The sequence below is a fragment of the Candidatus Bathyarchaeota archaeon genome (assembly GCA_026014465.1).
In the GTDB taxonomy this organism is placed as follows: Archaea; Thermoproteota; Bathyarchaeia; order Bathyarchaeales; family Bathycorpusculaceae; genus JADGNF01.
This window is the reverse complement of the sequence record JAOZID010000010.1, coordinates 965,748-985,204: the sequence shown is the minus strand read 5'-3', so window position 1 is coordinate 985,204 and position 19,457 is coordinate 965,748. Positions and strand designations below refer to the sequence as shown.

13 protein-coding genes and 1 tRNA gene are annotated in these 19,457 nt (G+C 47.9%); 8 read left to right on the top strand and 6 right to left on the bottom strand.

All coding sequences use genetic code 11. The features are described 5' to 3' along the window. Nucleotides 1–56 precede the first annotated feature (56 nt). From cobN to NWF04_07220, 3 genes are all read left to right on the top strand, one after another. On the top strand, nt 57–3,812 hold the full coding sequence (cobN, locus tag NWF04_07230; protein MCW4006368.1) for a cobaltochelatase subunit CobN: 3,756 nt from the start codon (nt 57–59) through the stop codon (nt 3,810–3,812). After that, nucleotides 3,722–4,618: an ABC transporter permease gene (locus NWF04_07225; protein MCW4006367.1), complete on the top strand. Its 897-nt coding sequence runs from the start codon at nt 3,722–3,724 to the stop codon at nt 4,616–4,618. The genes cobN and NWF04_07225 overlap by 91 nt, the downstream gene beginning before the upstream one ends. 138 nt (nt 4,619–4,756) lie before the next feature. Further along, nucleotides 4,757–5,926, top strand: a complete 1,170-nt coding sequence (locus NWF04_07220; GenBank protein ID MCW4006366.1) for a cation:proton antiporter — start codon at nt 4,757–4,759, stop codon at nt 5,924–5,926. A 277-nt stretch (nt 5,927–6,203) separates the two neighbouring features. Here NWF04_07220 and NWF04_07215 read toward each other — a convergent pair whose 3' ends face one another. After that, nucleotides 6,204–8,579 (bottom strand): hypothetical protein, encoded by a 2,376-nt coding sequence (locus NWF04_07215; GenBank protein ID MCW4006365.1) that lies wholly within the window; start codon nt 8,577–8,579, stop codon nt 6,204–6,206. 234 nt (nt 8,580–8,813) lie between these two features. Here NWF04_07215 and NWF04_07210 point away from each other — a divergent pair, with 234 nt between their 5' ends. Further along, nucleotides 8,814–9,707: a polyphosphate kinase 2 family protein gene (locus tag NWF04_07210; GenBank protein MCW4006364.1), complete on the top strand. Its 894-nt coding sequence runs from the start codon at nt 8,814–8,816 to the stop codon at nt 9,705–9,707. A gap of 51 nt (nt 9,708–9,758) precedes the next feature. Here the strand turns inward: NWF04_07210 and NWF04_07205 are convergent, their stop codons facing one another. The 3 genes from NWF04_07205 to NWF04_07195 are packed head-to-tail and all read right to left on the bottom strand — an operon-like array spanning nt 9,759 to nt 13,216. Beyond that, nucleotides 9,759–10,574, bottom strand: coding sequence for an ABC transporter ATP-binding protein (locus NWF04_07205; GenBank protein ID MCW4006363.1), 816 nt, complete (start codon nt 10,572–10,574; stop codon nt 9,759–9,761). Continuing rightward, a complete protein-coding gene (locus tag NWF04_07200) occupies nt 10,565–11,599 on the bottom strand; it encodes an iron ABC transporter permease (protein ID MCW4006362.1) in 1,035 nt (344 codons plus the stop codon). Before NWF04_07200 ends, NWF04_07205 begins: the two co-directional genes overlap by 10 nt. A gap of 24 nt (nt 11,600–11,623) precedes the next feature. After that, a complete protein-coding gene (locus tag NWF04_07195) occupies nt 11,624–13,216 on the bottom strand; it encodes an ABC transporter substrate-binding protein (protein MCW4006361.1) in 1,593 nt (530 codons plus the stop codon). A 139-nt stretch (nt 13,217–13,355) separates the two neighbouring features. Between NWF04_07195 and NWF04_07190 the strand changes: the two genes are divergently transcribed. The 3 genes from NWF04_07190 to NWF04_07180 all read left to right on the top strand — a co-directional run bounded on the left by NWF04_07190 (nt 13,356) and on the right by NWF04_07180 (nt 17,602). Next, on the top strand, nt 13,356–14,207 hold the full coding sequence (locus NWF04_07190; GenBank protein ID MCW4006360.1) for a methyltransferase domain-containing protein: 852 nt from the start codon (nt 13,356–13,358) through the stop codon (nt 14,205–14,207). A 124-nt stretch (nt 14,208–14,331) separates the two neighbouring features. Continuing rightward, nucleotides 14,332–15,639 (top strand): amino acid permease, encoded by a 1,308-nt coding sequence (locus tag NWF04_07185; protein MCW4006359.1) that lies wholly within the window; start codon nt 14,332–14,334, stop codon nt 15,637–15,639. A 349-nt stretch (nt 15,640–15,988) separates the two neighbouring features. Next, complete coding sequence (locus NWF04_07180) at nt 15,989–17,602, top strand: ATP-binding protein (protein ID MCW4006358.1); 1,614 nt, start codon at nt 15,989–15,991, stop codon at nt 17,600–17,602. A gap of 100 nt (nt 17,603–17,702) precedes the next feature. Here NWF04_07180 and NWF04_07175 read toward each other — a convergent pair. Then, a tRNA-Ala gene (locus NWF04_07175) sits at nt 17,703–17,778 on the bottom strand. A 267-nt stretch (nt 17,779–18,045) separates the two neighbouring features. Between NWF04_07175 and NWF04_07170 the strand changes: the two genes are divergently transcribed. Beyond that, the gene (locus NWF04_07170) at nt 18,046–18,849 is read left to right on the top strand and encodes an Mrp/NBP35 family ATP-binding protein (GenBank protein MCW4006357.1); all 804 of its coding nucleotides are present in this window, start codon (nt 18,046–18,048) and stop codon (nt 18,847–18,849) included. A gap of 102 nt (nt 18,850–18,951) precedes the next feature. Here the strand turns inward: NWF04_07170 and albA are convergent, their stop codons facing one another. Further along, nucleotides 18,952–19,248 carry a DNA-binding protein Alba gene (gene albA, locus NWF04_07165; GenBank protein MCW4006356.1) on the bottom strand — a complete coding sequence of 99 codons (297 nt, stop codon included), beginning with the start codon at nt 19,246–19,248 and terminating at the stop codon, nt 18,952–18,954. Nucleotides 19,249–19,457: the final 209 nt, after the last annotated feature.

Below are 19,457 nucleotides of genomic sequence, written 5' to 3'. Positions count from 1 at the left end.
ACAAACAATCAATTAACAAAAAAAGCAGTAGCCCCTTTAGATATGGAGGTTAACTTATGAACCCTCTGCGAATCGCGTTTATAACCACAATTCCTAACGATGTTGTTCCCTTGATTTGTGCAGTTAAGGACGTGAACAAAAACGGCGAAGTTGTGAAGCTTAGGGTTCAAAGTGTGGCTCATGCTCGCGATTTTGACGATTTTGGGGCTGTGGATTCGTTTACCGAGTTTGCTAAAACCGCGCATGTTGCAGTTGTGCATTTGATGGGCAGCTCAACTGAAACTGAGAGCCTAATTGGCGTGGTGAAGGCTGCGGGAGTTCCCTGTTTTGTTTCTTCTGCTTCTTTGGCGCGCAACCAAGACCTCTTAAAGCACTGCACTGTTGAACCCGAAGACTACCAAGCTATCCTAAGCTACCTAATGTACGGCGGAAAAAAGAACCTCGCCAACCTGCTCTTGTACCTCGCAAACCGCTTCACAGGCACAACCTACCCCGTAGACGCATCGCAACGCCCCCAATGGGAAGGCCTGTATCATCCTGACTTTGACTACTACCCCACGCTGGAGCAGTACGAAAAAACCAAGCTCGCCCCCAACAAACCCACCATTTGCCTTTGGTTTAACCAAAACCACCTGCTGGGCGGAAACACCGACTTCATCGACGGTTTAATCCGTGAAGTCGAACGGCAAGGCGCAAACGTGCTGCCCCTGTTTTTCAAAGGCGTGAAAGACGAAGCCTTAGGTACCAAAGGTTTGGAGTGGCTAGTTGAGAATTACTGCGTAAAAGACGGCAAATCCATAGTTGACGTTGTCATAAATGTGTTGTCTTTCTCTTTGCCCATGAGCGTTTCTGACCCCAAAGCCTCCACAGTCTTCCTAAACAAACTGGGGGTCCCAATCATAAAAGCCATCTTAACCTGCAACACCGTCGAGGAGTGGCAAAAAAGCGCCCAAGGCTTAAACCCCGTGGACATCGGAAGGTCTGTTGCGTTGCCCGAATTCGACGGCGACTTAATCACCGTGCCCGCAGCTGCGATGGATTTTCGCGAAACCGACCCACTAACGGGCGCCAAGATAATCAAATTCAAACCCCTACCCGAGCGCATCCAAAAACTCGTTCGCCTAAGCCTCAACTGGGCAAAACTACGCCACACCCCAAACAAAGACAAACGCGTAGCCATAATCTTCCACAACTACCCGCCCAGAAACGACACCATCGGCAAAGCTTTTGGGCTTGACACCCCCGCGTCGGTTCTAAATTTGCTGCGTGGCCTAAAAACGGCGGGCTACACTGTGGAGAGCATACCCGAAAGCAGCCAAGACCTCATAGAAACCGTGCTCTCTGGGCTTACCAATGATTGCCGCTGGTCAAGCAGTCAAGAACTCAACCAAAAAGCCCTAGACAAAATCCCCTTACGCCAGTACATGAACTGGTTCAACGAACTGCCCGCCGATGCCCAAGCTAAAATGCAAAAAGACTGGGGAAACCCCCCCGGCAAACTCTTAAGCCTAAACGGCAACCTTCTCATAGCAGGCTTAATCAACGGCAACATCTTCGTAGGCATGCAACCCCCCCGTGGCTTCACCGAAGACCCCGCAAGCATCTACCACAGCCCCGACCTCTCCATGCCCCATCACTACTACGCCTACTACCGCTGGATACGCGACACCTTCAAAGCAGACGTAATCATGCATGTAGGCACCCACGGCACCCTTGAGTGGCTCCCAGGCAAATCCATAGGGCTCTCTGCCTCCTGCGCCCCCGACGCCGCCATATCCGATTTGCCCCACATTTACCACTACATCATCAGCAACCCTGGAGAGGGCACCCAAGCCAAACGCCGAAGCTACTGCTGCCTTATAGATCACCTAATTCCTGTCATGCACGACGCTGATGCTTATGGCGACATAGCTGAGCTAGAAGTTATGTTGCAGGACTACTACCACGCCAAGCTCTCCGACCCCGAAAAGCTCCCCCACATGCAACAGCCCATCTGGGACAAAACCTGCCAAACCAAATTCAACCAAGACCTAAACATCACCCAAAAAAGCGCCTTTGCAGATTTTGAAGCCTTCTTAGAAACCCTGCACAGCTACCTACACGAACTCTCTGACACGCAAATCCGAGACGGACTGCACATTCTAGGTGAAGCACCCTCTGATTTGCACTTGGAAACGTTTTTGGCTACATTGACGCGGCTTAGCAACGGCGAGGTGCCGTCTTTGCGAGAAGCAATTGCCCAACTGCAAGGCTACAATTACGAAGAGCTACTGTCAAACCCTGGAAAAATGTGTGGCAAGGGCAAAACTAACGGCGATTTGCTCAAACAGCTTACCCAGCAGAGCCTTGAGTTGATAAAAGCCTTCAACACCCAAGACTTCAACAAACAAGCCATAACCCAAACCGCCCAAGAAGTCCTAGGCAAAACCAGCCCCCACATAACCTGCGTCCTTGAGTACGTCGCAGATTTTCTTGCCCCCGCCATAACCCAAACCAGAGATGAACTAAAGCACACTTTGTCTGCCTGCGAGGGCGCCTATGTTCCTGCGGGTCCTTCGGGTTCGCCTACACGAGGCATGTGCGATGTACTCCCCTCAGGCAGGAACTTTTACTCTGTTGACCCCCGCGCTATCCCGTCACCTGCTGCTTGGCGCGTTGGCGTATCCATGGGCGATGCCCTGCTTGAACGCTACCTCAAAGACGAAGGCAAATACCCCGAAAACATCGGCATGGTCGTTTGGGCAACCGACACAATGAGAACCAAGGGGGATGATGTGGCGCAGATTTTGTATCTTATGGGTGTGGAGCCTGTTTGGGAGAAAACCAGCGGCAGAGTAAAGGGCGTTAAAGCCATACCCGCAAAGGAGCTTAAGCATCCGCGCATAGACGTTACCGTACGCATCAGCGGGCTTTTCCGAGACACCTTCCCCGACGTTGCCAACGTGCTTGACGACGCCGTACGCACAGTTGCCCAGCTAAACGAATCTCCAGACAAAAACTACCTTGCCAAACACGTAGCCGCCGAAACCCAAAGGCGCCTTGCACAAGGCGAATCCGCGGAGGTTGTTAAAGAGCAGGCTCAGTACCGCATCTTTAGTGCGCGCCCTGGAACGTATGGCTGTGGCATAAGTGAAGCTATTGACTCTAAGAACTGGAAAAACCAAGCCGACCTAGCCAACATCTACGTCACCTGGGGCGGCTACGCTTACGGACGAAAAACGTATGGCGCCGCAGTGCCCGAGCAATTCAAGCAGCGTCTTAGCCAGCTAAACCTCACCGTGAAAAACGACAACACCCGCGAATACGACATACTAGACAGCGACGACTGGTACGACGCTCACGGCGGCATGGTCTCAGCCGTTAAAACCTTCAGCGGACAAGCCCCCAACTCTTACTGCGGAGACAGCTCTGACCCTGACCGCGTCAAAGTCCGAAGCACCCAAGAGGAAACCTGCCATGTTCTACGCAGCCGCCTTTTGAACCCCAAGTACATTGAGAGCATGCAACGTCACGGCTATCAAGGCGCAGGCGAGTTGTCGCGTTCGATGGATTCCGTGTTTGGCTGGGACGCCACCGTTGAAGCCGTGGAGGACTGGATGTATGAGGATTTAGCCCAAAAATACGTGCTTGACGAGAAGATGCAGCAATGGCTCAAACAAGTCAACCCCTACGCCCTGCAAAACATGACCGAACGATTATTGGAAGCCATTGAACGGGGCATGTGGCAGACAACCGACGAAATGAAAAAGCAGCTGCAGAGGCTTTATCTGGCTGCGGAAGGACTCTTAGAAGAAGCAAACGAAAAACGGTAAAACTAAACGAGGACACAAACTTGGCTAACTCAGGCAACACTCCAATCATATCGCGCGCCGTTGGCGAACTGCGAGATATTTACTCGGTTTTGTGGTCTGATTTGCGGTTCATGAGGCGCCATCGAATCCGAACAATCGCCACAAGCTTGGTTAATCCGTTTTTGTACTTGATCGCCTTTGGTTATGGCTTGGGACGCGGCATCAGCTTTGAAGGCGTAAGCTACCTAGCCTTTGTTATTCCAGGCATTTTGGCGTTAACGTCCATGACCAACAGCTTCACGGGTGCTGCTTCCAAACTTAACGTTGACCGCATATTCCACAAAAGCTTCGACGAACTTTTGATGTCACCCATTAGCCTGTTTGCCATCGCCGTAGGCAAATCTCTTATCGGGGTTATACGCGGCATGATAAGCGCCACCGCCATCCTAATCGTAGGCGTAGTCATATCCCCTGACATAACTGTCACGCCCGTTTTTGTGTTTATGCTGATTTGCTCTTGTTTTGTTTTCTCTTTTCTGGGCGTGTTCGTTGCGGTTACTGCAAAGACCCATCAGGACATGAACACCTTCAACGCCCTTGTGTTGTTGCCCATGACTTTTCTAAGCGGCACCTTCTTCTCGTTAAATGAGCTTCCAGAATTTCTCAAAACCGCCCTGTACTGCCTGCCTCTTACCCACTCCAGCAGCTGCTTACGTGCAACCGCGCTGTCCCAGCCCTTCCCCTATCTCTCATTCTTTACACTCTTAGGCTTTGGCGTATTCTTTTTTGCCTGCTGCATGGTAGCTCTAAAACGAACCAACACCTAACCCGCACCTTTTTTCTGCGTTTGTTTTCATTTGAAAGCTTTTCTGACGGTTTTTGTTTAGCGTACTCCGTTTTGTGTTGGATGTTTATCCAGTTTTTGTCGGGTAATGCACATATAGGTTCATGTTTTACTCTGTTTTATGGCTGAAAGTTCAGCAGTTTTTGTCCTGTTCCAGATAGGCTTGCTCATTGTTGCCTCCTCACTGGGCTCAGAGCTGTTCAAAAAACTCAAACTACCCAGTGTTATAGGCGCCATTTTGGTAGGCTTGTTCATAGGTGGACCAGGCGGCATAGGGCTCATCACGGATTTGACAGTGATTAACCTGCTTGCCCTGCTGGGTTCAGTGTTGATTTTGTTTACTACGGGTTTAGAGTTTGATGCTTCTGCGTTTTGGCGGTTGGGCAAGAAGGCTTTCTTGTTGACTGTGTTTGGCGTGGTTTTGTCGGTGCTGTTTGGTTACGGTTTGGCTTTGTCTTTGGGGTGGTCGTGGCAGGCGGCTTTTCTTTTGGGCGCGGTTTTGGCTCCCAGCGGAACAAGCGTGGTCGCCTCTATGCTTAGCGCTGCAGGGTTGGTGGAGACAAAACCTGGTTCCACCCTAATCACCGCTCTCATACTTGACGACATTGCAGGCGTTCTCATACTAACAGTGGCTTTAGGCGTAATCTCGCAAGGAGCCTTCTCTGTTGATAACCTACTGCAAGTCAGCCTTGTTGCCACCCTCTTTATCCTCTTAGCCATATCCATAGGCAGCAAACTCTTCCCCATCATGATAAAACGCTTCGAACACTTCCTCTCCGACGAAGTCCTCTTCCCCATGCTCCTAGGCTTAGGCTTGATTCTAGCCTTCATATCCACCCAAATCGGTTTAGCCGCCGTAACAGGAGCCTTCATCATGGGCGCAATCATACCCTACAAAAAAACAGGAGAAAAACTAGCCAACCGGCTCCTTATGATGAACGAGATTTTCGCGGCAGTATTTTTCACCAGCATCGGTCTAGTCATAAACCCCTTTGACATACCCGCTGCGCTTGGTGTAGGCTTAATTGTCTTGGGTGTAGCTTTAGCCGCAAGAATAATCGGCGGCTTGCTGGGCGCAGGCATCTCAGGCTTTCGCGGCAAAACCTTATGGACATTCACAATGGCCCTAACAGTACGCGCAGAAATGTCTTTCATCATCGCCTACGAAGGCGTTGCCCTAGGCATCGTGGGCAGCGACTTTCTAACAATAGTCGCCATAACCGTCATAGGCTCCATGACCGTAGTCCTACCCATACTCTCAAAACTACTCCGCCCAAACCCCCAACACTAACCCCAAACCCGCCTCCACCTGAAAACCAAACTTTAGAAGACAAACGCTGTTTAGGTCATCTCCTCCTTTGCTCCCCTACATTTTGAACTTTCTGACTTTCTTTGCTTTTACACCAACCTATTAGCAGCCTATTAGGATCCAAATATTGATTCTATGCAGAAAGGGGAGGGGGGTCTACACAAGCGGTCTGTTTGAAGAAAACTCAAGTTTTTTTTTAAAAAAAAAGAAAAAGGGTTGGGGCAGGTTGTTTCTGCCTTTGGTTTTTGGTTTTGGGTGGTTAGGGGCTTGGGGTTGTTGGTGTTTTGGGTTTGGGTGCTAGTACGAATCCTCTTACGGTTTGGGCGTCGTATTCGTGGAGTCTGCGCCATCCTGAGGTTGCTTTTGCGTAGACGCGCATGTACTCGACAAAGCCTGCGGTGTCGCATATGCCTAGTATGTCGTTGACGGTGCTTGTTGTTGACATCATTGTGGGGGGTAGTGGGGTGCGTCCTGAGCTGAGGGTTACTGAGGGGTTGCCTCCGCGGGTCAGTGTGAATATGTATGTTGCGAAGCCTTGTGTTCCTACGCCTGAGGGATGTGCTGGGCGATAGTTCATCTGCACTGAGCCTTGGGGTATTTCTAGTGGGGGTGGACCAACTTGGTATTTCATTACGCCACAGTCGTCTCCTGCAGCAACGCCATCAAGGGTAGGTGCTGGAATTTCTGCTTTGCAGCGGCTGTTGTCAATGTGCAGCGCGATGATCATGCTCTTCTTTCCATCACCGTCATCATCCTCAACCAAGCCTGTAGGTGAGAATGCGCCATCATTGGTTAGGGCTACGCATGCGGCATCTTCGGTTTCTACGGTTCCTGAAAGGTCCGTTGAGGTTGGCACGCGGAAGGTAATGCCCAAAGCATCGATGTCTACGCGTTGCCCGTTTTCGTCAAAGAGGTCGACTTTTATCTGGTACAAGCCGCTTTCTGGCCAAAGTACTCCTGCATCTTCTAGGGGCGCTAAGTCTAAGGTGTTGAATTTGGCACTCGCGGTGTCTTCGACGGCGTTGGGTATGCTCCATTGTCCAGTAGGTGGCAGGGCAGGCGGGATTTCAAAGAGGTTCTTATTTGCCAAGGGGACTCCTGGTGATTTTTCGGATTTAGGTCCAAGATTGTAGGCTTCCAGAACTAAGTCGTCGTCTACTTCGTGGGTGTAGTGGCGGTTAATGGTCGCGGTTATCGGGATGAAGCTTCCTGTGGTTCCTTTGCGGTATGAGACCTGATAGTACTTGACGCCTAAATCTTCACGCAGGCTGTTGTCAAATTCTATGCGGGGTCGTAGGGTTTCTCCAAAGGGTGCATCAGTGTCTGTTAAGCCAACGTTTGCAGTGTTTGTGGTGGTGTGCAGGGTGGTTCCGGTGCCGCGCATTTTGCTTAGGGGATGGTTGCCTATAGCCATGAACAGCACCCAGTTTAATGGTGCATTTACTGGCGGGCAGGGCGGGCAGACTCTGGCAAGCGGGTGATCTATATGCAGGGTTACTTCTTGGCTTCCGCATTGGTAATTCCACAAAGTATTGCACAGAACAGGCGTGGGGGCATAGATGGTCATTGGGGGGAGTATGGGGAAGATTTTTTGTTTTACCTTGAAGTATAGGTCGGGTACGTCGGGGTTGTTGCAGCCTCTAAAGAAGAGTGCTTTGAATTTGCCGCATTCGGCGGTTGTGGCTGTTGCAACCAGATCCATGTGGGCAGTTGCGAAGGGGAACAGGCAGATTATGCTTTTGACCAGAGGGGCATTGTTTATGAGGACTTGCCTGAATTGTTCTCCACTTGTCGATTTTGCTAGTACACGGAGTTTTTTGGTTTCTCCGCCTTCAAGAAGTGACAGGGCAGAGTTTTCAGTAACTGCGGCTTCACAGCTGCTTTTCTTAAGCATCATTGCCGCTGGTTTTTCTACTTCTTCCATCAGCTGAGTTTTTGTTTTCAAATCACCTATGACCAGTGGCTGAGGCGGCAATGGTCCTATGTCGATTTCGTAGCGTGGGTTAATGACTGGTTCTGGTGGAGGCGGGTCAATTAGGAATTCTCGTATACGCTCGATAATATCCAAGGGCAGTTTGGCGATGATTTTGGGTATGGCGTCTACTTCGTAGATTTCCACGGTTGCATTGCAGACAGGCAAATCCATGGCGATGCCGCCGCTTACAACTCTTTTTACAACTGTTCCCTGCACAACACAAGCACTTAGCAACCAACAAAGCACCTGTTTAGAAACAACCCTGATTTCAACTGCTTTGTGCAAATCCTTTGGCGTAACCTGCACAAAAACCTGCTCGCCACCCAACCGCAGTAGCTCTCCAACTGAAATCTTCTTCTCTTCCATATTCGGACCAACAACTACTCGCAACGACTGCCCCGTATTTACTACAGGTAAGTTAACATCCAACCGCGCTGTACCCTGCGTGTTTAACGCTGCTTTCCCCAAAAATGCGCCTCCCTTCGAGAAGGCATACGCTGCACCTTTTCCCAATACCTCAGGCTGTGTTTCCCCAAGAACCTTCACCGCAACCGACAAACTAGCTTTGTTACGTCTGGGTGCTGCTGCCACTATCCTACGGGCATCAATTTTCTTAGTGACCTCTTTTTTAGGCATGCTCTTAAAATTCGGACTAGACATCTAAATCACAACCTAGCCTTGAATCTGAATTCTTAATAAGTATTGCCTGATTCCACGGTTTTACTGTCGACTTAACCAACACCACTACACTTGGCTTTGTTTTCCCACAAAAAATTCTTTGCTTTTTGTTTGGTTTATTTAATGCTTTTTTGTGGTGGCGTCTTTGGATAAAAGTTATTACGCGATTGGCGCTTGTTTGTTGTGTATGGTGGCTGTTTGTTTATGGGGCTGGGCATGGTTGAAAGTTTTAAATTGGCTTCTGATAGAAAAATTAGTTTGAAAGATTTTGATGCTGCTTGGCTTCCAGATTGGGCGTCTGAGAAAACAGGCAGCGAAGATAAAAACGCCGTTAAAGAGCAAGCCACCAAGATTCTAGTCCAGAACAAACGAAAGCTTGCAGGGATGCAGCGCCTGTTTTGGGCAAGCGACACGTACGCGATGCTCCTTGTTTTGCAGGGTATGGATACTTCAGGTAAGGACGGCGTGATTAGGCATGTGATGTCGGGTTTGAATCCGCAGGGCTGCCAAGTTTTCAGCTTCAAAACCCCAACCGAAGAAGAATTAGACCACGACTTCTTGTGGCGACACTCCAAAGCCCTGCCCGAACGAGGACGCATAGGCATCTTCAACCGCTCCTACTACGAAGAAGTTCTCATAACTAAAGTCCGCCCCGAAATCTTAGCCCGACAAAAACTTCCCGCCCCCGACAGCAACGGCGACTTTTGGAACAACCGCTACCAAGACATCAACAATTTTGAGCACCACCTCGTCAGAAGCGGCACCGTCATCCTAAAGTTTTTCTTGCACATCTCCAAATCCGAACAAAAACAGCGTTTGCTCAAACGCCTCAAAGACCCTGAAAAACACTGGAAATTCTCGCTATCTGACCTTTCCGAACGCGCCAGATGGGAAGACTACCAACAAGCATATCAAGACATGCTTAACAAAACCAGCACTACCCACGCTCCATGGTACATAATACCTGCAAACAAGAAATGGATAGCGCGCACCCTAATCTCAGATATAATCGTCGCCCAAATTGAAAAACTCAATCTCTCTTACCCCAAACTTACCAAGCAACAACAACGTGACCTGCAAACAGCAAAAACCAAACTCTGCAACGAATAACCCTCGCCTTGCACCTGCAGGTTTTGGTGCCACGCAGTTAGCGTATGTGGTTTATTTTGAGAAGTTAAAGTTTTTGTAGGCTTGGTTGTGTTTTAGGGGTACGCAGACTTTTCTGTTGGCTTTTTCGACGGTGGTTATTTTGACGTCTAGGTCGTAGATTTTTTTCATGTTTTCTTCGGTTATTACGTCGTTTGCGGGTCCTATGTCTATGAATCCTTGGTCTTTCATGGCTCCTACCATGCTTGAGACTATGAATGCGTGGTCTGGAAAGTGTGAGGTCATTATGATTGAGAACCCGTTTTGTGAGAGTTTTTCTATTAAGTCAAGAACTTTGAATTGGTTTCCAAAGTCCAAGTGTGAAGTGGGTTCGTCTAAAAGGATTATGTCAGGTTCTTGGGCTAATGCTTTGGCAAACATGACCAGCTGTCTTTCTCCGCCGCTAATTTCACTGTAAGGTTTTTCTATCAGGTAATCTATGCCCACAGCTTCTAAGGCTCTTTTGGCTATGTTTTTATCTTCTTTTTTGGGTGCGGCAAAGGTGCCTATGTGGGGGGTTCTGCCCATTAAAACGAAGTCAAAGACGGAGTAGGGGAAGACGGGGTTGTGGAATTGGGGGATGTACCCGATTTTTTTTGCTAATTCCATACGGGGTAGGGTTGAGATGTCTTTGTCGTCTAGTCGGATGTTGCCGCTGTCTAAGGTGAATAGGGAGCCGATGCAGCTTAGCAGTGTTGATTTGCCTGCGCCGTTGTGTCCTAAGATACAAAAAACATCACCCTTGTTGAGGGTAAATGAGATGTTCTTGAACACGGGAGTTCCTTGCTTATACGAAAACGATACCTTATTAACTTCTAACTTCAAGACCAACCCACCTTCTGCCTAAACAACAAGTACCCAAAGAACGGTGCCCCAAAAATTCCAGTCAAAACACCAATGGGTATCTCGTTAGGTACCAATGTTCGGGCGACGTCATCAATTATCATGAGGTAAGATGCGCCTATCAGAATTGATGCGGGTATGACTTTGCTGTTGTTGGGACCTACTATCATTCTGGCGATGTGGGGCACAATAAGCCCTACCCAACTAATTATTCCACTTACGCAAACTGCGGATGCAGTAATTAACGTGGCGAAAAAGATGATGATGCCCTGATATTTCTTGATGTCTAACCCTAACGTTTTAGCTTGCGCGTCATCAAGCGACAAGACATTTATTCGCCACCTTAGCAGCAAAAGAACCACTATACCGACCACCATCGGGATTGCGTATTGAATAACTTCGTTAATTGTAATCGATGCAAAGCTTCCCAGTAGCCAAAACACGATTTCTGGCAGTTTTGTTTCGGGGTCAGCAGTGTATTTTATTAGTGAGATTAGTGAGGAAAAAAATGCGCCTACAATTATGCCTGACAGGACTAGGATTAGGGTGGATGAGCGTTTGTACATGCTGTTTATGCCGTAAGCTAGTCCTACTGCGAGCATGCCAAAACCTAATGCGAAAAGCTGGATTGAACTGGCGTCTGGAAACAGCAAAATGGCTAATGCGGCGCCAAAGCCTGCTCCATACGCTACACCCAAGATGTCTGAGGACACCAGCGGGTTCTTTAGTATACCTTGAAATGCTGCTCCTGAAATTGATAAGCTTGCGCCTACAAGGCAGACCATTATCAAACGCGGGAGCCTTACGTTGAATATGATTGTTTCCATAATGCTGGGCCATGTCGGCTCAACATGCACAAAGGGGGAAACCAAAATCTTGGTAACTGTGTCTACTGGAATTGAGTATCTTCCTAAACATAAAGAAATTAAAAAAATGATGATGGGAGCCAAGAGCAAGGCTGCGCCCTTGAGTTTTGGGTTTGACCATTTGCTTTTGGCTTTTTGTTGATCCATTTTCTCAGCTCATGTTTGCTGTGTTTACCGTAGTATTGAGTCGATTTCTGCTTCTGTAAGGTTGTAGTCATAGAATGTTGAGTAGAAGTACTGTGTTTCTGCTCTGATGTCAATGTCTGCGAAGAGGTCTGGATGTAGTGTTTGGGATACCCATTGGATGTTTAATGCTTCTTCAACGCTGTAGCGTGCCCAGTCAAAGACGCCCATTGGGTTAGCGATTACGTCTCCGTTTTGTATGGCAGTAACTTCGCTCCAGGATTCATCATGCAAGAGGTCGTCTTTCATTTCGTTGGCTGTGGCCTGTCCAATAAGGATCATCTCTGGATCCCACGCTAGTATTTGCTCTAATGAAACTGTTTGCATGTTGCCGCCGACTTCTGCTGCTGCGTTGATTCCTCCGCACAGGTTAATCCATGTGTTGATGAGGCCTTCTCCAGCGTCGATTCTTAGGGGTGAGTCAGCTGTGCCTGTGATGTGTAGCACTACTGGTTTGTCTTCCTCGGCGATGTGCGAAGTTACGGTTAATATGTTGTCTCGTACGCCGTTGAAGTAGTCAATGAATGTAACTGCTTTGTCTAGTGCTTCTTCTCCAAGTATCCATCCTGTTAGGTGTACGGTGTGGACCATGTCGTCAAAGTCGTAGAACTGCAATCTTATAACTGTCAGTCCGCTGCTCTCCATTGCGGCTGCTGCATCTTCTCCGCTTGCAGAAACAAACACGATGTCGGGGTCTTGAACCATGAGTTCTTCTATGTTGACTGTGCCATCTGAGTTAAACGGCGTTAGCATTGTTTCTATCTGCGGCAGAATCTTTTGGAACATGGGGTTAACAGTGTTTATGGTGGCTGTTGCAACTAGTTTTTCTTTCGCACCACACATTACAACTACGGTGTTGTGTGCGGGCCATGAGTCTGCTATTCGGTTGATGTCAGAGGGGTCGGGTACGTTTATTATGTTGCCTTTTGCGTCAATTATTGCTCGTGTGTATGCGCCTGTTACTGTTTGGGGCTCGTTTATGGTGAGGGTTTCTTCGGTGTGTGTGTTTGATAGCATGAAGTATGCGTCTGGCACGGTTGTTGAAACGTTGCCTTCAAAGCTGTAGGTTACCTGTGTTCCTGGGGTTACCCATGCGCTGACAGGCAGGCTTGCTAAACTGTAAACTTGGCTATTATCACTGCCTATCTGCACTGTGACTATGTTCTCGTTTGCAGAACTGTCCAGCCCTGTCTGTGCAACTTCGACTTTGTATTGGGCATCAAAGGTGGCTGTTACGGTTGCTTCTTCATTCACGGTGTAATCGTGAGTCTGAGCGCCGCCATCACTCCAGCTAACCCAACTGTACTTCATATCAGCCGAGTTATCATCAGATGACAAAGCCTCCAAAGTATGCGTGGAATCTTTTTCCCAATCAAAACTGGCAGGAGTAACAACAACGGTGCCGTCAACTTTGATTTGACCTGAACCAGCAGGGTTCGAATCAACAGTAACTGGAACAAGGTCTCCATTAGCGCCTGAACCAGGATCATCGTTAATCAACGCGGGAGCTCCAAAAACGACCGCAATGACAACTGCGACAACTGCGACTATTCCTACAATCATAACTTTTTTATTGTCCATTATACTTCCATTCCCGTTATGTTTCCAGTTACATATCGTGTTATACTTAAATTGGTTACGGTTATGTTTAGCAAAAATACATCGGGAACTTCCAGAAAATGGTGTTTTCATTCGAATCTAACTTGGAGTTTGTTCAATAATGGATGTTAACGCTATTGATTGGAACAGCGTTTGGCGTGAAGGCGCTATTTTCATGGTGGGGCATGCAGACAAAGCCTCCTTGTGGGATAGTAACGCTGCGCGGTGGAACCGTATACAAAACGAAAGCGATTACGGCAAGAAAGTTATGGAGCGCCTCAAGCTTCGTCCTGACTGGACCGCCTTAGATGTAGGCGCGGGCGCGGGCATGCTAGCAATTCCCATGGCTAAAGCCTGCAAACACGTCACCGCCTTAGACGGCTCAAGCGAAATGCTAAACCATCTAGCCCAAAACGCCAAAGAATCAGGAGTATCCAACATCACCTGCATAAACAAGCTAATCGAGCAAACCGAAATAGGCGTGGACATAGAACCCCACGATATAGTAATTGCCTGCCGCTCCATGGGACTTGAAAAGGACGTTCAAACCTTCCTTAAAAAAATGGATGAAGCAACAAAACGCTACGCCTACCTAGTTTGGGGCGCAAGCAAACGAATCTTCGACATCGGCATCCACAACGCCATGGGCAGACCCTACGGAGAAACCCGTACCTACCTGGCTCTTTGCAACGTGCTCTACCAAATGGGCATCAGCCCCAACGTCGAAATCTTCCAAGTCCAACCCTCCAACACCATGCTCTACCGCAGCGTAGACGAAGCCGTATCTGAAATAAAAAACAGGTTTGCCCGAAGAAACGACGGCAAAGAATTAACCCCCGCAGAACAAACCAAACTCCACGCGTACCTAGAAAAAACCCTCAAACAAACAAGCACTGGCGACTACAAATTCGAAGACAAAACCCCTTCTCTTCAAGCTCTGATCTGGTGGGAAAAAAGCCTCCCTCGGCATTAACCGACAAAACTCTTAATTCGCCCTTTTGGGCTCTCCCTCTTTTGTTTTGCTTTTTGTGGTTTTTCTTTTTTGCGGGGCTGCTTGGGCGTAAATGCAATATACGGGTTAGGCAGATTCTGATTGGATGATAAGTGTTAAGGCAGCGACGGCGGTTGGGCTTGGCGCTATAATTGGTGCGGGTATATTTGTTTTAAGTGGAACTGCTATTGCCTTGGCTGGCTCGGCTTCGCTTATTGCCTTTGTTATCGTCGGTGTTATCGCTTTAATTATTGGGCTTGAACTGGGCGAATTAGGCTCCATCATGCCTAAAGCTGAAGGCGGCTCTTACTCTTATGCCTACGAAGCTTTTGGCAGCGAACTTGGTTTCATAACTGGCATCATGCTCTATTTTAGCTACGCCTCCTCAATAGCCCCCATATCCCTTGGCTTTGGCTCCTACCTAAACGGCTTAATCGGGTTAAACTCCAACGTTTACCCCACCATATTTGCTATCATCCTGATTTTGGTTCTCGCCGTAGTCAACATTTTAGGCGTGAGCAAAGCCGCAAAGGTCGACTTGGGTTTGGTTGTTATAAAAATCGGTATTCTAATGGTTTTCGTGGCTTTTGCCTTGCTTTTTGCTTTAGGCAACTCTTCCTTGGCAACCGCAAACTTTGTCTCCGACTTCCAACCTGGCAACATAAGCGCCATTTTTGCTTCTAGCGTAGTGATATTTTTTGCGTACGCGGGTTTTCAGTCAATTTCCACAATAACCAACAACGTCAAAGGCGGCGGCGCAGGAGCAGCCAAAGCCATTATCTTCTCCGTAATAATTAGCATGATACTGTATGTTCTGGTTGCAGTTTCTCTTCTATTTCTGCTGCCCTCCAGCCAATACACAATCTCTTCTGACCCCCTCTCTTTTGCCTTGCAATCCTCAGGTGCCCCTGACTGGCTCTTCACCACCGTATCCATCGGCGCTCTAATCGCAACCGCCTCAGCAGTTCTCGCAATAATCCTGGGCTCCTCAAGAGTTCTCTACCAAATAGGCTCAGACAAACTCTTACCCAAACTCGTCAGAAAATACGACAAAAAACGCGACGTAGCTGTAAACGGCGTTTTAATCTCCTCAGCAATTGGAATACTCATGCTCTTCTCAGGCGACATCTACATCATGACCTCCATAAGCAACTTTGGCTTAATCTTCTGCTACCTCATCGCAAGCTTCTCCCTGATTCACTTCAGACGCAACAAAACCCCCGCCACATTCAAAACCCCCCTCTACCCCATCCTCCCCATAGCTGCCATCATCGGCTTAATCACCCTGCTCATAGGCATGTCCAAAGAAGCCCTCATAATCGGCGCCGCCATGATACTAACCCTGCTCGCTGTATACTACACCCTCATAGAAGCTGAATCGCGAGAGGCTGAAAAGATAAAAATCTTCGACTAAGCCGCACTAGGTTTGTGCCTGAATGGCTGCTTGTGGCTAAATCACCTGTGGATGTGCTGCGTGTCAAATGCCTAGTTGTCCTGTAAATTATTTCTATATGTGCTGTAGGATTTTTGAATTTTGTATCAAAAACCGTTGTGAGTCCGTGATATTTCTTGTTTTTGCTAACAGTTGTTTGTTTGATGCGATTTTTTAGTTTATCACCGCTTCATAGCTTTTAAATTGCTGGAAAAGGTTTCGAATATGCGCAAGATACCGCCTTCGGAGGGCTTTTGTTACGAAATTACAGACAAAAACCATAATAGCTGTTTCTCTTGTAGCTTTATTGTTCTTTTTGGCGTTTTATGTTGTGACAGTGATAGTTATTGAGCCCAGCTTTGAGAGTTTGGAGTACCGCGAAAGTGAGGAAGGCATCAATCAGGCCCTAAGCACAATAGACTATCGCCTCTCGGTTTTAGCGGGAACCGTAAAAGACCATTCTGCCTTGGATGATACCTATGCTTTTGTCCAAAACCAAACCCCTGACTATCCTGACTTGAACTTTATTGGAGAAACTTTTGAAAACCTAAACATCAACCTCGTTGCCGTTCGAAGCAACAACGGAACCTTGCTTTATTGCCAATCTTATGCCCTTGACAATTCAAGCTTGATTGAGACCTCTGCAAACACAAAGCAAGCGCTAGCCTTGGATGATGTTATCTGGCTGTTTTCTTCTGTTGAGGACAAAAACTTTGGTCTTATGCTCTTGGATGAGGAGCCCGTGTTTGTGGCTACGGCTCCGATTGTGAACAGCCGCTTTGAAGGTCCCATCGCGGGGGGCATGCTTTTTGGCAAATATGTGAATGCGCAAGAACTTGAGCAACTGCAAAGCATCATGTACATGAACTTCTCTTTAGGCACAATACCTGATTTTAGCGCTACCGAAAATGAGGCAGTGGCTTCTTTGCTTGCAGGCAATCCCATAGTGGTAAAAGAACAAAGCCCAGAAGTTGTCTGTGGCTACACCATAGTTGAGGATATTCATTCAGAACCCTTGTTTGTCCTGCAGGTTTTCCAAAACAGGTTAGCCTACCAGCAAAGCCAATTCGTCATGAACACCTCCTTTATTTTCCTTGCAGTGCTTTCAGTTTTAGTTGCTATTGCCTCTTTGATTTTCCTTGAAAGAAACGTCGTAGAACCCATGACCAAACTGGCATCATACGTGCAGGAAACCTCTTTTGAAAAAACAGAATCCGATGACCTCCCAAGATTCGCCAGTGAAGAAACCGCCCTGGTCGCAAAAGCCGTCAAAGACTCCCTAACTCAACGCCTCGACGCCATGCGAGACGTCTCCACCATGGTCGCCCATGACCTGCGCAACCCCCTAACTGGAATCAAAGGTGCCTCCTACCTTCTACAAAACAAATACGGTGCACAACTTGGAGAACAAGGAACCGCCCTGCTTGAAACCATCAACGACTGCGTAGAATACTCCGATAAAATCGTAAAAGACCTCCTTGACTACTCCACCGAAATAAAACTAGACAAAACCCAAACAGACCCCAAAAAACTAGTCGACACAATCCTTTCCCGCTTCAGCATCCCCGAAAACATCCAAGTAATCAACAAAACACAAAACCAACCCCAATTCTGGGTAGACACCACCAAAATGCAGCGCGTCTTTAGCAACCTAACAAAAAACGCTTTTGACGCCATGCCAAACGGCGGCACCCTCACCATAACCAGCAAAAAAACTGGAAACTACGCCGAAATCAGCTTCTCCGACACCGGCATAGGCATGCCCAAAGAAGTCATAGACAAACTCTGGGTACCGTTCTTCACCACCAAAGCAAAAGGCATGGGCGTAGGCCTCTCCATAACCAAACGCATACTCGAAGCCCACAACGCAACCATAAAAGTCCACAGCACCCCAAACAAAGGCACCACCTTCACCATCCACCTCCCCACAACCAACCCAAAATAACTACGTCACCCTGCCTGCGACACAGTTATTTGGCTACCTGAAAACAAAGCTATGCCAAAAACAGTTTGAAAAAAATTGTGCATGTTTGGTGCCCCTTTATTGGTGGACTGGGGGGGATTTGAACCCCCGACCTCTTGAGTGCAAGTCAAGCATTCATACCGCTGAACTACCAGCCCGTTGGTGGCTTTCTGCATTCATAGTTTGTTCAGGGATATTTAGCTTTTGTTTGGGTGGCGTGTTTCTGTTTGGCGTCTATTGGGCTGGCTGTTTTTAATTGTATGCAGAAAAGGGGGGAGGGGGGGGGTTGTTGTTTGGTGCGTAATGCTTTTTAGTGTAGTTTGCCTTTTGGGGGTTTGTGGTGTTTTATGTCTTCAAATGATGTTAGTCCTATGGAAGCTTCGCGGCAACGGTTTTTGGAACAGCAGCAAGCTCTCAAGGCCCGTATGGGTAAAATTAAGCATAAAATTGCGGTTATTAGCGGTAAAGGCGGCGTGGGTAAGAGTACGGTGACGGTGAATTTGGCGGCGGCGTTAGCTAAGAGTGGGCTTGCGGTGGGGGTTTTGGATGCGGATATTCATGGTCCTAGTGTGCCGCGGCTGCTGGGTTTGACTGGTGCGCAGGTTCAGTATGGTCCTCCGGGTGCGTTTCCTGTATCTGGGCCTTTGGGTATGAAGGTGGTTTCGATTGACTTTTTTGTGGATGAGGAGGTTCCTACGATTTGGCGTGGACCGTTGAAGATGGGGGCTATTCGCCAGTTTTTGCAAGATATTGTGTGGGGTGAGTTGGATGTTTTGCTTATTGATTTGCCTCCGGGGACTGGTGATGAGCCGTTGAGTGTTGCGCAGTTGTTGCCTGAAATTGATGGCGTGGTGGTGGTTACTATGCCCAGCGAGTTGTCTAGCACCATTGTTAAGAAGGCTATAACGTTTGCGCGTAGGCTAAACATGCCCATCATCGGCGTGGTGGAGAACATGAGCGGCTTTATTTGTCCTCACTGCGGCGAAAAAACCGACATATTCCCTGCGGGCGGCGCCCAAAAAATGACCAAAGAATCAGGCGTAGACTTTCTTGGCAGCATACCCATAGACCCCCGCGTTGGCGCCCAAGCTGATCAAGGCAAACCCTTTGTTGTGGAGCAAACCGACTCCGCTGCAGCTAAAGCGTTCCAAGAAATCGTCTCAAAAATCCAAACATACCTCAAAATGCGCGAACAACAACAAACCCCAAACCAAAACAGCCCAGACTAAACGCTGCTTCCCCTCTCTCTTTTTCCTGTGCTTTTTTTAAGCGAAAATAAGAAGAAAAGAAGTGGAGAGCAATTTTTGTGTGTTGTTGCTCTTTTTTGGTGGCTATGGTTTGTTTACGCTTATTTCTATGGTGGATACCATGCGGGTTCTGGTTTCGCCTTCTCGTGGTGGCATCTCGGCGGTTCCGATTGCGATTTTGCTTACTTTGAGGTCTTTTATGAAGCGGTTTCGGGCGATTTCAGCAACGTCGACTGCGGTGGTTATTGCTTGACCTCTTGCTTTAAGGGTTATTTCCTTTAGGCTCCCTGAAGAAAAAGCCGTTATGATAGCTAAGACATAGCTCATTGGTGGTTTGTTTCCGACGAATATGACGTCTTGTTGTTTTTCCGTATTTTTCATCCTCCTTATTTGTTCCTTCATTGATGTTTATGGTGCGTCCAGTGTAGTCTCTCCAGCTTGCACAGAACGCTAAATATCCTTTATAGGTAAAACTAACTTATAAATTCAATTAGAAACCCCTACAACCCGTTTCAAGTAGAACTACCCAAACGCGGGTTTATCCTAAATCAAGAAAAAACCTGCTTCTCCTGCTTTAAACCACCCTGCAA